The organism is Streptomyces sp. NPDC057617, from assembly GCF_042800555.1.
Classification (GTDB): domain Bacteria; phylum Actinomycetota; class Actinomycetes; order Streptomycetales; family Streptomycetaceae; genus Streptomyces.
Map to the genome: position 1 here is coordinate 238,083 of NZ_JBHVGV010000010.1, position 15,413 is coordinate 253,495.

Here is a 15,413-nt window from a genome sequence, read left to right on the forward strand (position 1 = left end):
ATCCGATTCCGGACGGAGCGGCTACTCTCCGCGACGGCGGCGCCGATTTGGGGGCTTCTGGGCTGCCCTTCGGCTCCCGGTCCGGGGGCCGTCCGTCACCTGCTTTCGCTGCTCGTCTCGCTGCTCGGCTCGGCGGTCAGCTCAGGCGCTCGATGACCATGGCCATGCCCTGGCCGCCGCCGACGCACATGGTCTCCAGGCCGAACTGCTTGTCGTGGAACTGGAGGCTGTTGATCAGCGTGCCGGTGATCCGGGCGCCCGTCATGCCGAAGGGGTGGCCGACGGCGATGGCCCCGCCGTTGACGTTCAGCTTCTCCAGCGGGATGTCCAGGTCCCGGTAGGAGGGGATCACCTGGGCCGCGAAGGCCTCGTTGATCTCGACCAGATCGATGTCGCCGATGGTCAGCCCGGCGCGCGAGAGCGCCTGCCGGGACGCCTCGACCGGTCCGTACCCCATGATCTCCGGCGACAGGGCGGTGACCCCGGTGGAGACGATCCGGGCCAGCGGGGTCAGCCCCAGCTCGCGGGCCTTGGTGTCGGACATGATCACGAGGGCGGCGGCGCCGTCGTTGAGCGGGCAGCAGTTGCCGGCCGTGACCAGACCGTCGGGGCGGAAGACCGGCTTGAGGCCCTGTACGCCCTCCATGGTGACGCCGGGGCGCGGTCCGTCGTCCTTCGCGACGACCGTGCCGTCCGGCGTTGTCACGGGCGTGATCTCCCGCTCCCAGAAGCCGTTCTTGAGGGCCTCCTCGGCGAGGTTCTGGGACCGTACGCCGAACTCGTCCATCTCCCGGCGGGTGATGCCCTTGTACCGGGCCAGGTTCTCGGCGGTCTGGCCCATCGCGATGTACGCGTCGGGGATCAGCCCGTCCTCGCGCGGGTCGTGCCAGTCCGCGCCCTCGCTCTGCGCGACGGCGGCGGTACGGGCCTCGGCGTCGGCGAAGAGCGGGTTGTGGGTACCGGGCATACCGTCCGAGCTGCCGTTGATCTGGCGGGAGACCATCTCGACCCCGGCCGAGATGAAGACGTCGCCCTCGCCGGCCTTGATCGCGTGCAGCGCCATCCGGGACGTCTGGAGGGAGGAGGAGCAGTAGCGGGTGATGGTGCAGCCGGGGAGGTGGTCCATTCCGAGCTGTACGGCGACGATCCGGCCCAGATTGTGCCCCTGCTCGCCACCGGGCAGACCGCAGCCGAGCATCAGATCGTCGATGTCACGCGGGTCCAGCCCGGGGACCTTGGCGAGCGCGGCCTCGATGATCGTGGCGGTGAGATCGTCGGGCCGCAGCTCCTTGAGCGACCCCTTGAAGGCCCGGCCGATGGGGGAGCGGGCAGCAGAAACGATCACGGCTTCGGGCATCACGGCTCCTGAAGGAGAGAGGGCGGGGCTGAGGTGGAAGTTACCGGCCCGTAGCCCGGGGGTCACCGGGCGGGGCGTGTGATGAGGACCTCTTCACTGAGCGCTTGCTCAGGGGGCGCGGCCTCATACCTCCCGCGGCACCTGGCTCGGTTCCGTCGGGGTTGCCTCCGTGGGGGTGGGGAGGTGGCGGCGTCTGCGGTGGCGGAGCAGGGCCCAGGGGGCGCGGGCCGCCGTCACCTCCGTACCGGCTTCGGAGGCCGCCGCCGAGGCCGCCTGTGCCACCGGCAGCATGTCCTCGTCGCGCGCCGCGTCCAGGCGGTCCGACTCCGGCCAGACGCCCAGCACCGCGCAGAGCGTGGGCAGGACGGCCATCGCGGCGGTCGCGTACCCCTCCGCCGAGGGGTGGTAGTTGTCCGGGCCGAACAGCTCCCGCGGGTTCGCCGCGAACTCCGGCCCCAGCAGATCGCCCAGCGAGACCGTACGCCCGCCCTGCTCGACCGCCACGATCGTCTGCGCCGCGGCGAGCTGGCGGCTCACCCGGCGCGCCAGCCAGCGCAGCGGCTGGTACACCGGCTCGATCGTGCCGAGATCCGGGCAGGTGCCGACCACCACCTCAGCGCCGGCCGTGCGCAGCCGCCGTACCGCCGCCGCGAGATACCGCACCGAACGCGTCGCCGGCATCCGGTGCGTCACATCGTTCGCGCCGACGATGATCACGCAGACGTCCGGGACCCGTGCCGAGTCCGACAGAAGCTGGGTCACCTGGCGGTCCAGATCGTCGGACTGGGCGCCGGGGAGGGCCACGTTCCGCAGGTCCACGGGCCGTTCCGCGACCGCCGCGAGCCCCGAGGCGAGCAGCGCCCCCGGGGTCTGGCCCGCGCGCCGTACGCCCTGTCCCGCCGCCGTGGAGTCGCCGAGCATCCCCATCCGCAGCGGCTCGGAGTGCCCGTACGCCAGTCCGTACCACCCGTCGCCGCTCGGCGGTACGGGTGCCACCCCGCCGCCCACCGACCGCTTCGCCAGTTGCAGCTCCGCCAGCACCACTCCGACGCCCGCCGCTCCCAGCAGGCCGATGCCGCCCCCGCCGTAGGCCGCGCCCGCGGCGATCCGCCGTGCCACCCTCGCCCTCGACACAGTCCGAGTCACCTCCTCCTCGCCGTGCGCACACGTTCGTACGCACGCACTGACCGCTGCACTGAGCACCGTGCGACTGAGTACCGCGCGCTCGCCGTGCACACGCGCTCGTACGCACTCGCCGTACGTACGAGTATGGGTACGTACGCACACCAGCTAACTGCCCCGTAAGGACTGCCGCCCAATCTCGCCCGCGTACGCATACCCTGGCCGGACCATCACGGAGACCCCGGAGACTACGGTGCAATTCCACGACTCGATGATCAGTCTGGTTGGCAATACCCCCCTGCTGAAGCTGACCAGCGTGACCGCAGGCATTCAGGCGACCGTCCTTGCCAAGGTCGAGTACTTCAACCCCGGCGGCTCGGTCAAGGACCGGATCGCGCTGCGCATGATCGAAGCCGCCGAGGAGAGCGGTGAACTGCGGCCCGGCGGCACGATCGTCGAGCCGACGAGCGGCAACACCGGCGTCGGCCTCGCCATCGTGGCCCAGCGCAAGGGCTACAAATGCGTGTTCGTGTGCCCCGACAAGGTCTCCACGGACAAGATCAACGTACTGCGGGCGTACGGCGCCGAGGTCGTGGTCTGCCCGACGGCGGTCGACCCCGAGCACCCCGACTCGTACTACAACGTCTCCGACCGGCTGGTCCGGGAGACTCCGGGCGCCTGGAAGCCCGACCAGTACAGCAACCCGAACAACCCGCGCTCGCACTACGAGACGACCGGTCCCGAGCTGTGGACGCAGACGGACGGGCGGATCACCCACTTCGTCGCGGGCGTCGGTACGGGCGGCACGATCACCGGCACCGGCCGCTACCTCAAGGAGGTCAGTGACGGGCGCGTACGGATCGTGGGCGCCGACCCCGAGGGGTCGGTCTACTCCGGCGGCTCCGGGCGGCCCTATCTGGTCGAGGGGGTCGGCGAGGACTTCTGGCCGACCGCGTACGACCGTACGGTCACGGACGAGATCGTCGCCGTGTCCGACAAGGACTCCTTCCAGATGACCCGGCGGCTGGCCAAGGAGGAGGGCCTGCTCGTCGGCGGCTCCTGCGGAATGGCGGTCGTGGCGGCGCTGCGGGTCGCGGAGGGGCTCGGCCCGGACGACGTGGTGGTCGTCCTGCTGCCGGACAGCGGCCGCGGCTATCTCAGCAAGATCTTCAACGACGAGTGGATGAACGACTACGGCTTCCTGGACCAGGACGGCGGCGCGGCCAGCGTCGGCGATGTCCTGCGGCACAAGGAGGGCGCCATTCCGACGCTTCTCCATATGCACCCGGAGGAGACGGTCGGGCAGGCGATCGAGGTGCTGCGGGAGTACGGCGTGTCGCAGATGCCGATCGTGAAGCCGGGGGCCGGGCATCCGGATGTGATGGCCGCGGAGGTCATCGGGTCGGTGGTGGAGCGGGATCTGCTGGACGCGCTCTTCACCCAGCGGGCGTCGCTCGGTGACCCGCTGGAGAAGCACATGTCCTCGCCGCTGGCGCAGGTCGGCTCGGGCGAGCCGGTGGCGGATCTGATGGCGGCGCTGAGCGGTTCCGACGGCGCGGACGCGGCGATCGTCCTGGTGGAGGGGAAGCCGACAGGGGTTGTGAGCAGGCAGGATCTGCTGGCGTATCTGTCCAAGGCCTGATCTCGCCGGTTGCGTGGCGGGTGGTGCAATGGGCGGTGGCGCGTATCCGCGAAAGTGGTACGAGCGCGACACGTCCGCGCAGCACCCGCTTAACACGCGTCCTGCACAGTAGTGGTTGTCGGCGTCAAGGACCTCCGGAGCGGCTCCCGGACCTCCATGGACGCCCGGACACGAACACCGGCCCTGACCCGGACCGTGTCCCTCGCGGGGACCGCCGTCGTCCCGCCCCCCGGTAACGGGGGTGCGGCGGTCCCCGCGACTATCTCTTTTGTGCCCCCTCTTCTGGGTCCCCCCTTGTGCTCACTCTTCGTGCTCACTCTTCCCAGTCGGAGGAGCGGCGGCGCTTGCCGAATATCCAGGGCAGGCCGCGGGAGGCATGGACGGCATTGACGCCGAAGATGCCGAGCCAGCAGACGACCAGGCCCTCGATGTCGGCGTTCACCGCGGCGATGGCGGAGAGCGGGATGGCGAGGATCAGCGAGATCACGCCGAACCCGAAGCGCTCCCCGAACCCCTCGCCACTGCCGGGCTTGCCGGTGCCCCGGGCGGCGGCCATCTGCCGCTCGGCCATCTCACGCCGGACACGGCGGTCGACCGTACCGTCCAGGCGCTGTTCGATCTTCTCCAGGAACGACTCGACGAGCGCGGGCTCATACTCGGCCCCCAGCTCATGACGCGCCCGGAGGGTCGCGTCGAGTTCCTTCTTCAGCTCAGGGTCGCGGGCTTCCATACCCGCCACGGTACGAACACGGTCGCCCGGGGGTCATTGGGGCTAACCCCCCACTTCCCCTCGGGCTCCCACCAGCCCGGCGCGGGCGCGGGCCGCACTCGCCCGCCGGTCACTTCTTGGTGAGGCCGTGGGTGGTGGCCCAGGTGTGGGCTGCGTCTTCGGGGTCTTTTTTGTCTTTGTCGACCTGGCGGTTGAGTTCGGTGAGGGCTTCTGTGGTGAGGGTGTTGCCCAGGCGGGCGAGGGCCTTGCGGACGGTGGGGTCGGCTTTGCGGTCGGCTATGAGGGGGACGATGTGCTGGCCCGGGACCAGGTTCTTGGGGTCGGCGAGGACCACCCAGCCTTCGGTGGCGATGTCGGTGTCCGTGGTGAAGAGGTTGGCGACGTCGACGTCGCCCTTCTTGAGGGCCGCCTTGACCAGGGGGCCCGAGGAGTCCAGCGACTTGAACTCCTTGAACTCCACTCCGTACACGTCCTTGAGCCCGACCACGCCGACCACCCGGGTCTTGACCTCCGGCGCGGCGCCGATGATCAGTTGGCCGTTGCGCTTCTTGAGGTCGGCCAGGGTGGTGAGGCCGTACCTGTCGGCGGTCTCGCGGGTGACGGCAAAGGCGTCGGAGTCCTCGGCCTGGCCGTACGGGAGGACCTGGAGGCCGGGCGGGAGGGCGATGGCGAGGGCGTTCTGCATCTCGCCCTCCTCCGTCGCGGTCGCCTTCGGGTCGAGGTAGTGGAGCAGCGCGCCCTGGTACTCGGGGAGCAGGTCGATGTCACCGCCCTTGAGCGCGGGGATGAGGATCTCGCGGGTGCCGAGATTGGGGCGGACGGTCGTCTTCACGCCGGCGGCTTCGAGGACGGCCGCGTAGAGGAAGCCCAGGATCTGGTTCTCGGTGAAGTTGGCCGTGCCGATCGTGACGCCGCCCGCGCTGGAGCCGGCCGCGCCGCCGGTGCCGGTGTTCTGGCCGTCCAGGGACGTGATGCCGCTGCTGCACGCGGCCAGTACGGGTACGGAGGCCGCGGCGAACATGCCGGCCAGGACCGCCCGGCGAGTTGTCGGTGAGTTCTGTGGGTTCGGTGAGGTCATCGGAGTCGTCTCCCTGGGAGGCGGTACGAGCGGCGGCGGACAGGGGCCTACGCGGCGGTGCGGTGGCGGAACAGGACGCGCTGAAGGCCCGACAGCGCCAGGTCCAGTACGACGGCGACGACCGCCACCAGCACCGCCCCGCCCAGCACCTGGACGAGATCGCGCTGGGCCAGGCCGTCGAAGACGTACCGTCCGAGCCCGCCGAAACTGACGTACGCGGCGATGGTCGCCGTCGCCACCACCTGGATCAGCGCCAGCCGCAGCCCGGTCATGATCAGCGGCAGCGCGAGCGGGATCTCGACCCGGAACAGCACCTGGTGGCCGCGCATGCCCTGGCCGCGCGCGGCGTCCCGTACCTCCGGATCGACGGCGGACATCCCCGCGTACGTATTGGTCACGATGGACGGGACGGCGAGGGCGACCAGCGCCACGTACACCGGCGTCATGGACAGACCGCTGGCCAGGAAGACCAGCACGACCAGGCCGACCGTGGGCAGGGCCCGCCCGAACGAGGCGAGGTTGATGGCGAGGAACGCGCCCCGGCCCGTGTGCCCGATCAGCAGGCCCAGCGGCAGCGCGATCGCCGCGGCGATCAGGGTCGCGAGGAGGGAGTACTGGAGGTGTTCGGCGAGGCGGTGCCCGATGCCGTCGGGGCCCGTCCACTGTTCGCCGGACACCAGCCAGGCGCCCAGGTCCTTGAAGAGTTCGTACATGGTGTGTCAGGCCCTTCCGCGCGCGAGGCGCCACTGCCGGGGCTGCCCGGTCCCCCGGTCCTGCCTGGGCTTTCTCCGCCAAGGGGTGAGCACGTACTGCACCGCCACCAGCAGCGTGTCCGCGACCAGCGCGAGCAGCAGGGTCAGCACCACGCCCACCGCCACCGGGGTCGGGAAGTCCCGCTGGAAGCCGTCGGTGAAGAGCTGCCCGAGGCCGCCGTCACCGATGTACGTGGCGACGCTGACCAGCGAGATCGACATGACGGTCGCGATCCGTACCCCCGCCATGATCACCGGGAGCGCCAGCGGGAGTTCGACGGTGAGGAGCGTACGCAGCGGTCCTGTGCCCATGGCGACGGCGGCCTCACGGGCCTTGGCCGGTACGGAGTCGAGCCCTTCGACCGTGTTACGGAGCAGCACGACCAGCGTGTAGATGGTCAGGCCGATGACGGTGGTGGTCCTGGTCAGCCCCGAGACCGGCAGCAGGAGCACGAAGACGGCGATGGACGGGATCGTGAACAGGACGTTGGAGAGTCCGAGGAGAAAGCCGCGCAGGGGGCGGACGCGGTGGGCGAGCACGGCGAGGGGGAGGGAGATCAGCAGACCGAGGAGCACGGCGGTGAGGGCGGCCTGGAGGTGGGAGAGGGCGAGGGTGGTGAGATCGCCCGCGTGATCGGATATCCAGCCCCATTCGATGGTCATGGGGTCCCGCCCGCGGTCGCGGCGGCGCTGGTGCCGGCACTCGCGTCCGCGCCGGCGACGGCGTTCGCGCCCAGGGGCGCGGCTGCCTTCGCCGCCTCCCGGTGGCTGCGCCCCGCGTACTCGTGGATCGTCTCGCGCGCGGTCACCCCCGTCAGGACGCCCTCGGCGTCGACGCGCACGATCAGGCCCGTCGGCGACGCGATCGACTCGTTCAGCGCCGCGAGCAGCGAGTCCGTGTCACGCAGCGGCCGCACCGGCACCGGCACCTCCGGGCCGCCCGGCTCCGGGCCGAGCCAGCCGAGCGGTTCGTTCGCCGCCGACACCACCAGATACGGCCCGCCGTCCGCCCGCGGCGCCGGCTCGCCCTCCCGTACCACCTGCGCCCGCTCCACCGGCACCTCCGCCAGCGTCGTCAGCGACAGCAGCTTCAGCTCCCGCTCCGCGCCGAGGAAGTCCGCGACGAAACCGTCCGCCGGACGGGCCAGCAGCTCCGCGGGCGAGGCGCACTGGACGAGATGCCCGCCCGTACGGAACACCGCGATCCGGTCGCCGAGCCGTACCGCCTCGTCGATGTCGTGCGTGACAAAGGCGATGGTCTTGTTCAGCTCCTTCTGGAGGCGCAGCAGTTCGTCCTGGAGCTGGGTCCGTACGACCGGGTCCACCGCGCCGAACGGCTCGTCCATCAGCAGCACCGGCGGATCCGCCGCCAGCGCCCTGGCCACCCCGACCCGCTGCTGCTGGCCGCCCGAGAGCTGGTGCGGGTAGCGCTTGCCCGCCTCCGCCGTCAGCCCGACCGTCTCCAGCAGCTCCGCCGCTCTCGTACGGGCCTTCCTGCGGCCCCAGCCCAGCAGCAGCGGCACGGTCGCGATGTTGTCGAGGACCGTGCGGTGCGGGAAGAGCCCCGACTGCTGGATGACATAGCCGATACCGCGCCGCAGCTCGGCGGCGTCCTGCTCCAGGACGTCCCGGCCACCCAGCAGGACGGTGCCCGAGGTGGGCTCGACCATCCGGTTGATCATGCGGAGCGTGGTGGTCTTACCGCATCCGGAGGAACCGACCAGGACGGTGATCCCGCCCTCCGGCAACTCCAGGTCGAGGTTGTGAACCGCCGTGGTGCCGTTGGGGAAGCGTTTGCTCACCGCGTCGAATCTGATCATCAGTCGTCCCTTGCCCGGCCTGCATATAGTCATGCAGAGTTCTTGGTGGCTGAATAGATTGTCAATGCCCCGAGGTAAATCACTCGTTACTGATGGTCGCGGGGTGAGACGTAACGTCCGGAATGGAGGCGTTCGCGCATGATGTCGTCCCACATGGTGGACCCGTCGGGTGGGCACGCACCGGCCCCTGGGCATGTACCGGCCCCGGCAGGCACCTCCCTCGTCGTTCTGGACGGACAGAGCCTCCCGGTCGCCGATGTGGTCCGGCTGGCGGACGGCGCCGCCCGTCCCGTACCCGGCACCGAGGCGATGAAGCGCGTCGAGCAGAGCTGGCACGCCGCCCGCGAGCTGGCGGGCTCGGGCCGGGTGTACGGGCGCTCCACCGGCGTCGGCGCCAACCGCACCGAGGCCGTGCCCACCGAGGCCGCCGCCGACCACGGGCTGCGGCTGCTGCGCAGCCATGCCGGCGCCATCGGCGAGCCGCTGCCCGCCCGGCAGGTCCGCGCCATGCTCGCCGTCCGCGCCAACCAGCTCCTGGCAGGGGGTGCCGGACTGCGCCCGACCGTCGTCACCGCGCTGTGCGACGCGCTGGAGTCCGGCGCGTACCCGGTCGTCAACGAGTACGGCTCGGTCGGTACGGGCGACATCGCGGCCCTCGCGCAGATGGGTCTCGCGCTCGTCGGGGAGCATCCCTGGGAGCAGGCGTGGACGGCCCCCGGCCGGGCGGAGGGGCTCGCGCCCGCCGGCGGTGGTGACCGGGCCCCGGCGCCCCAGCCGCTCGACAACAATGACGCCCTCGCACTGATCAGCAGCAACGCCCTGACCCTCGGTCAGTCCGCCCTCGCCCTGCACGAGCTGCGCGGCCTCGTGGCCGCCACCGAACTGGTCGCCGCGCTCTCCCTGCTGGCCGTCGACGGCTCGTACGAGGCGTACGCGGAGCCCGTGCACGCCGCGCGCCGCCACCCCGGTTCGTACGCCGTCGCCGCCGACATGCGGCGCTACCTCGGCGCCCCCGAGCGGCCCGGGCCGCCGCTGGGCCGGATCCAGGACCCGTACGGTTTCCGCTGTGTGCCGCAGATACACGGCCCCGCGCGCGACGCCGCCGACGCGCTGGAGCGCACGCTCTCCGTCGAGATCAACTCGGCCGCCGAGAACCCGCTGATCTGTCCGGGCACGGAGGCGGACCCGGTGCCCGCCGCGTACCACCACGGCGGTTTCTATCTCGCCCAACTCGCCCTGGCGCTGGACCACTTCAGGCTTTCGCTGGTGCAGACCGCGCGGCTGTCCACCTCCCGGCTCTCCGCGCTCAACGAGCCGGCCTTCACCCGGCTGCGGCCCTTCCTCGCCGACGCCGAGCCCGCCAGTTCCGGTGTGATGATCCTGGAATACGCGGCCGGGGCCGCCCTCGGTGATCTGCGGGCGTACTCGGCGCCCGCCTCGCTGGGCCACGCGGTACTGTCCCGGGGCGTGGAGGAGCAGGCCAGCTTCGCCTCGCTGGCGGCGCGTCAGACGCTGCGGGCGGGGAGCGCGTACCGGCTGGTCGTCGGCTGCGAACTCGTCGCCGCCGTACGGGCCCTGCGCCAGCGCGGACTCCGTCCCGAGGCCGGGCTGCCGGCCGGGCGGGCCTTCGCGCTGGCCGAGACCGTACTCGACGAGGAGGTCGGCGACCGTCCGCTGACCGATGATGTGACGGCGGCGGCCGCGCTGCTGGACCGGTTCACGGAACTGGCCGCCGAGTCCGCGCGTACGGATTCCGTGCGTGCGGATTCCCCGCGTACGAGTACGGCCACCGCATGAGCACCGCCACCCGTATGAGCATCGACTGAGCAACGACCGGACAGAGCCGCCCGCATGAGTACCGCCACCCGCATGAGTACCGACCAGACCGACCGGACAGGTCAGACAAGGGGGATCGCATGAGCGACAGCCCTGCCGCCCGACTTCAGCAGCTCTTCGAGGGCCACCGGCTGACCCCCACCCAGCGGCGCATCGCGCACAGCATGGTGCGGCGGGCCGGGGACGCGCCGTTCCTGTCCAGCGTCGAACTGGCCGAACTGGCCGGAGTCAGCCAGCCCTCCGTCACCCGCTTCGCGGTCGCCCTCGGCTTCGACGGCTACCCGGCCCTGCGCAGGCATCTGCGCGAGGTCGCGCCGGGCGCCCCGACGCCGGGCGAGGCCGACCGCAACGAATACCAGCAGGCCGTACGCGGGGAGATCGAGAATCTGCGGCAGCTCGCCGATCTGCTCGCCGACCCCGGTCCCGTCGAACGGGCCGGCCGGCTCCTCGCCGCCTCCCGCCCGCTGCCGGTGCTCGGGCTGCGCGCGGCGTCCTCGCAGGCGCGCGGCTTCGCGTACTTCGCGGCCAAGGTCCATCCGGACGTACGGCTGCTCGACGAGGGCGGCACGATGCTCGCCGACCGGATCGACGGCGCGCGCGGCGCGGGCGCGAGCACCCTGCTCTGCTTCGCGCTGCCGCGCCATCCCAAGGAGGTCGTGGACGCGCTGGCGTACGCCCGGGCGGCCGGGCTGACGGTGGTGACGGTCGCCGACTCGGCCTTCGCGCCCGTCGCCAAGCACAGCGACCTGCTGATCCCCGCGGCCGTCGGCACCGGGCTCGCCTTCGACACGGCGTGCGCGCCGATGCTGCTGGGGCGGGTGCTGCTGGAGGCGATGTGCGACGGGCTGCCGGAGGCGCAGGCGCGGCTGGAGGAGTTCGACGCGCGGGCGGCGGCGCGGGGGCTGTTCGCGGAGTAGCCGGTTCGCGTGGTTCACCGGTTCTTCTGGTTCACGGGGTGGCCGGTGGTTCATGAGGTGGCCGGTGGTTCACGGGGTGGCCGGGCCGGTTCCGTGCGTGGCCGGGCCGGTTCCGCGCGTTCCCTCGATCTCGCCGACTTCTGCCGTTCTCAGGAAATGTTCAGAGAACGTCATTAATCTGCCCGCCAAACTCACCGGTACGGGCCGGTACGAGTCTCCAGGCATTTCCAGGTATCAGGAGGCGGGCAGTGGGGCGTGGAGGGCAGTCTCTGGCACGCGTGGCAGTGATCGTACGGGCCGGTGCGGTCCCCTTGTGGTGGCTCGGGGTGCTGGCCGCCGCCTTGGGCGTGCTGCTGCCCGGGCTGACCGGCCGCAGGATCGGTGTCTACGCGGGGGCCGCGCTCTTCGTGGTGTGCGCTGTCGCCGTCGCGCTCGTACGCCGCGGCCGGTACACCGCGTGGGAGGAGCGCGCCGAGCGGGCCGGTACGTACGACTTCCTCCAGGACCGTGCCGTGACCGCGCGGAACTGGCGGCGGGCGCAACGCTGGTGGCTGCTGGGTGCTTTCCTGGCCGCCGTCGCGAGTTCGCTGGCGCTGCCCGCCGCCGGGGGCCTCGCCCTGGCGGGCGCGGGTGCCGGGCTCTGGCTCAAGGCCGGCTGGCTGGGGCGGCGCGAGCGCCGTGAGGACCAGTTGCTGTGGGTACGGACCGACTGGGCCGGTACGGGCGCGCCGGCCGGCAAGCGCGTGAAGGGCTACCGGACGACGGGCGTCGGCGCGGGCGACGCGGCCCCGGGCGGCGCGCGCCGCCGCTGAGGCGTTTTATAGGTCTTATACGTCTGACCGGCTGTAAAGCAGTGCGTCCGCGTACGCGCCGCCCGACTCCCCGACGATCTCGTCGGCCGTCTGCGCTGCTCGTACGGTCATGAAGCGCACCGCGCCCGGCTCCGGCTCGCCGCTGTCCGGCTCCTTGTCGCCGTCCGGCGGCAGGACCGTGAAGCCGTGAACGCCGGGCCTGGCAAGGCTGTTGTAGGCGTAGTGGTTGGTGAAGTAGTACGCCCCGGTGTCCAGCGCGGCGACGAGATCGCCCTGCTCCAGCAGCGGCAGCGGGCGGTTCTCGGCCAGCAGGTCGCCCGCGAAACAGGCCGGGCCCGCGATGTCCTGTGCGACGTCGGGCCCCGGCTTGGGCCGTCCCTCCGCGTCGTACGCGGCGATCCGCAGCGGCCAGGACACGGGGTTGTACACCGTACGGGTCGCGATCTGCGAGCCCGCGTGCGTGACCGCGATGGGACGGCCCCCGGCGGACTTGGCGTACTCGACCCGCGCGAGGACCGTGCCGTGCTTGGCGAGCAGGGAGCGGCCGAACTCGGTCACCAGCCCGTACCGCCCGTCCAGCAGCCCGGGGACGGTGTCCTTGAGGAGCCGGGCGTACTCCGCGTACGTCGGCGTCGCCTCGTCGGAGGCGTAGTTGACCGGGAGGCCGCCGCCGATGTCGATTGTGTCGATCTGCCGCCGCCCGGCCGCCGCGTTGATCTCCTCGGCCAGGCCGTATACCTCCCGTACGCCCCGGACCATCAGCTCCAGCGGCAGACCCTGCGAGCCGGAGTGGGTGTGCAGCCGGGTCATCCAGGGGCGGTCGAGATACGCCCGTACGACCCAGGCGCGGGCGCCCTCGTCGCGCAGCGCGACTCCGAACTTCGAGGTCGCGGTCGCGGTGGACAGCGCGCCGATCGCACCGCCCCCGATCTGTGGATTGACCCGCAGCCCGAACGGCGAGGCGGCCGGTCCCCGGCCGACCAGGGCGTCGATACGGTCCAGCTCCTGCGGATTGTCGGCGTTGACGGCGATCCCGAGGGCGATGGCCTCGCGCAGCTCGGCGGTGGTCTTGGCGGGGGAGTCCAGGACGATGCGCCCGGCCCGGATGCCCGCCGCGCGAGCGAGCGCCAGCTCGCCGGGGCTGGCGACCTCGGCGCCGATGCCCTCCGCGTCCAGCAGGCGCAGCACGGGCACGAGCGCGGTCGCCTTCACTGCGAAGGCGTGCAGGACCGGGGTGCCGGGCGGGGTGACCTCGTCGAAGGCGGCCCGGAGCGCGGCGGCGGACAAGCGGATTCCGGCCACATCGAGCAGCGCCACGACCGGCTCGGCCTCGCCGACCAGCCCCTGCGCCACGGCGGCCCGTACGGCCAGGTCCCGGCGCGCGGACGCGCTCGTACGGGCATCCGCGCCGGTACGGGCGTCCCCGCCGTGTCGTGTGCCGTGATCGGCCTTCCGGCTGTTGTGCTCGACCGAGGTCATGGGCTCCAGCCAATCATCCGGCGGGCGGCCGCGCACTGGTTGACTACATCTATTCATCCGGACAGGATGTGAATAGATTGGCCAACATTCGAGAGCACATCGAGGAGGCGACATCGCCATGTCGGGACCCCGCCCCGTACGGGCACCGCGCGGTACGGAACTGAGCGCCCTGGGATGGCAGCAGGAAGCCGCCCTCCGCATGCTTCAGAACAATCTCGACCCCGAGGTCGCCGAACACCCCGACAGACTCGTCGTCTACGGAGGCACCGGCAAGGCCGCCCGCGACTGGCGTTCCTTCGACGCCATGGTCCGTACGCTGCGCACGCTCAAGCAGGACGAGACGATGCTCGTCCAGTCCGGCCGTCCGGTGGGCGTGATGCAGACCCACGAGTGGGCGCCGCGGGTGCTGCTCGCCAACTCCAATCTGGTCGGTGACTGGGCGAACTGGGAGGAGTTCCGGCGCCTCGAAGCCCTGGGGCTCACCATGTACGGGCAGATGACGGCCGGGTCCTGGATCTACATCGGCACCCAGGGCATCCTCCAGGGCACCTATGAGACCTTCGCCGCCGTCGCCGCCAAGCTGCACGCGAGCGGCAGGGGCGGGACCGACGGGACGCTCGCGGGGACGATCACCCTCACCGCCGGGCTGGGCGGGATGGGCGGCGCCCAGCCGCTGGCCGTGACCATGAACGGCGGGGTCGCGATCTGTATCGACTGCGACCCGCGCGCCATCGAGCGCCGTATCGGGCACCGCTATCTCGATGTGAAGGCCGACAGCCTGGCGCACGCCCTCCAGCTCGCGACCGAGGCGCGCGACGCGCGCCGGCCGCTCTCGATCGGCCTGCTCGGCAACGCGGCGGAGCTGCTGCCCCGGATGCTCGCCGAGGGCGCTCCCGTCGACATCGTCACCGACCAGACCTCGGCCCATGACCCGCTGGCGTATCTGCCGCTCGGTGTCGACTTCGACGACATGGCCTCGTACGCGGCCTCGAAGCCCGCCGACTTCACCCGGCGCGCCCGGGAGTCGATGGCCCGGCATGTCGAGGCGATGGTCGGCTTCATGGACGCGGGCGCCGAGGTCTTCGACTACGGCAACTCGATCCGCGGCGAGGCCCAACTCGCGGGATACGACCGGGCCTTCGCCTTCCCCGGCTTCGTACCCGCCTATATCCGGCCGCTGTTTTGCGAGGGCAAGGGGCCGTTCCGCTGGGCGGCGCTGTCCGGCGAGGCGTCCGACATCCACAAGACCGACAAGGCGATCCTCGATCTCTTCCCGGAGAACGAGTCGCTGCGCCGCTGGATCACCATGGCGGGCGAGCGCGTCCACTTCCAGGGACTGCCCGCCCGGATCTGCTGGCTCGGCTACGGCGAGCGCGACAAGGCGGGCGAGCGCTTCAACGACATGGTCGCCTCCGGCGAACTCGCCGCTCCGGTTGTCATCGGCCGCGACCACCTCGACTGCGGCTCGGTCGCCTCCCCGTACCGCGAGACCGAGGCGATGCTCGACGGCTCCGACGCGATCGCCGACTGGCCCCTGCTCAACGCCATGGTCAATGTCGCCTCCGGCGCCTCCTGGGTCTCCCTCCACCACGGCGGGGGCGTCGGGATGGGCCGCTCGATCCACGCGGGCCAGGTCACGGTCGCGGACGGTACGCGGCTCGCGGGCGAGAAGATCCGCCGCGTCCTCACCAACGACCCGGGCATGGGCGTCATCCGCCATGTCGACGCGGGCTACGACCTCGCGGAATCGGTCGCCGAGGACCGCGAGGTCCGCATCCCGATGCGCGAGCACGCCACCGCGGCGGGCACGCCCCAGGAAGGCCCGGCGTGACCGCCGGGACCCCGAACGGCACGGCTCCCGCCGCCGG

General features: G+C 71.6%; 13 protein-coding genes. 5 read left to right on the plus strand and 8 right to left on the minus strand.

What is annotated here, in order from left to right; genetic code table 11:
• Positions 1 to 136: 136 nt before the first annotated feature.
• Both ACFU9P_RS25075 and ACFU9P_RS25080 read right to left on the minus strand, forming a co-directional pair.
• Positions 137 to 1,357: an acetyl-CoA C-acetyltransferase gene (locus ACFU9P_RS25075; protein ID WP_384084633.1), complete on the minus strand. Its 1,221-nt coding sequence runs from the start codon at positions 1,355 to 1,357 to the stop codon at positions 137 to 139.
• A 123-nt stretch (positions 1,358 to 1,480) separates the two neighbouring features.
• Positions 1,481 to 2,476: an SGNH/GDSL hydrolase family protein gene (locus ACFU9P_RS25080; protein ID WP_384084810.1), complete on the minus strand. Its 996-nt coding sequence runs from the start codon at positions 2,474 to 2,476 to the stop codon at positions 1,481 to 1,483.
• A gap of 256 nt (positions 2,477 to 2,732) precedes the next feature.
• On the opposite strand from ACFU9P_RS25080, the gene ACFU9P_RS25085 reads away from it, so the two are divergent.
• Complete coding sequence (locus ACFU9P_RS25085; protein WP_384084636.1) at positions 2,733 to 4,121, plus strand: cystathionine beta-synthase; 1,389 nt, start codon at positions 2,733 to 2,735, stop codon at positions 4,119 to 4,121.
• A gap of 313 nt (positions 4,122 to 4,434) precedes the next feature.
• Here the strand turns inward: ACFU9P_RS25085 and ACFU9P_RS25090 are convergent, their stop codons facing one another.
• From ACFU9P_RS25090 to ACFU9P_RS25110, 5 genes are all read right to left on the minus strand, one after another.
• Positions 4,435 to 4,851, minus strand: a complete 417-nt coding sequence (locus tag ACFU9P_RS25090; protein ID WP_376375916.1) for a hypothetical protein — start codon at positions 4,849 to 4,851, stop codon at positions 4,435 to 4,437.
• Positions 4,852 to 4,960: 109 nt separating this feature from the next.
• Positions 4,961 to 5,929, minus strand: a complete 969-nt coding sequence (locus ACFU9P_RS25095) for an ABC transporter substrate-binding protein (RefSeq protein WP_384084639.1) — start codon at positions 5,927 to 5,929, stop codon at positions 4,961 to 4,963.
• A gap of 47 nt (positions 5,930 to 5,976) precedes the next feature.
• Positions 5,977 to 6,642: an ABC transporter permease gene (locus tag ACFU9P_RS25100; protein ID WP_376375911.1), complete on the minus strand. Its 666-nt coding sequence runs from the start codon at positions 6,640 to 6,642 to the stop codon at positions 5,977 to 5,979.
• 6 nt (positions 6,643 to 6,648) lie between these two features.
• A complete protein-coding gene (locus ACFU9P_RS25105; RefSeq protein ID WP_376375909.1) occupies positions 6,649 to 7,344 on the minus strand; it encodes an ABC transporter permease in 696 nt (231 codons plus the stop codon).
• Positions 7,341 to 8,501, minus strand: a complete 1,161-nt coding sequence (locus ACFU9P_RS25110) for an ABC transporter ATP-binding protein (protein ID WP_384084643.1) — start codon at positions 8,499 to 8,501, stop codon at positions 7,341 to 7,343. The genes ACFU9P_RS25105 and ACFU9P_RS25110 overlap by 4 nt, the downstream gene beginning before the upstream one ends.
• A gap of 141 nt (positions 8,502 to 8,642) precedes the next feature.
• Between ACFU9P_RS25110 and ACFU9P_RS25115 the strand changes: the two genes are divergently transcribed.
• The 3 genes from ACFU9P_RS25115 (at position 8,643) to ACFU9P_RS25125 (ending at position 12,066) form a co-directional block, all read left to right on the plus strand.
• Complete coding sequence (locus ACFU9P_RS25115) at positions 8,643 to 10,298, plus strand: aromatic amino acid ammonia-lyase (RefSeq protein ID WP_384084813.1); 1,656 nt, start codon at positions 8,643 to 8,645, stop codon at positions 10,296 to 10,298.
• Between the two features lie 119 nt (positions 10,299 to 10,417).
• Positions 10,418 to 11,254 carry a MurR/RpiR family transcriptional regulator gene (locus ACFU9P_RS25120; RefSeq protein WP_384084646.1) on the plus strand — a complete coding sequence of 279 codons (837 nt, stop codon included), beginning with the start codon at positions 10,418 to 10,420 and terminating at the stop codon, positions 11,252 to 11,254.
• A 248-nt stretch (positions 11,255 to 11,502) separates the two neighbouring features.
• Positions 11,503 to 12,066 carry a hypothetical protein gene (locus ACFU9P_RS25125; protein WP_384084647.1) on the plus strand — a complete coding sequence of 188 codons (564 nt, stop codon included), beginning with the start codon at positions 11,503 to 11,505 and terminating at the stop codon, positions 12,064 to 12,066.
• A 15-nt stretch (positions 12,067 to 12,081) separates the two neighbouring features.
• Here the strand turns inward: ACFU9P_RS25125 and ACFU9P_RS25130 are convergent, their stop codons facing one another.
• A complete protein-coding gene (locus tag ACFU9P_RS25130; protein ID WP_384084650.1) occupies positions 12,082 to 13,545 on the minus strand; it encodes a diaminopimelate decarboxylase in 1,464 nt (487 codons plus the stop codon).
• Between the two features lie 118 nt (positions 13,546 to 13,663).
• Here ACFU9P_RS25130 and hutU point away from each other — a divergent pair, with 118 nt between their 5' ends.
• Positions 13,664 to 15,376 carry a urocanate hydratase gene (gene hutU / locus ACFU9P_RS25135; protein WP_384084653.1) on the plus strand — a complete coding sequence of 571 codons (1,713 nt, stop codon included), beginning with the start codon at positions 13,664 to 13,666 and terminating at the stop codon, positions 15,374 to 15,376.
• Positions 15,377 to 15,413 lie beyond the last annotated feature (37 nt).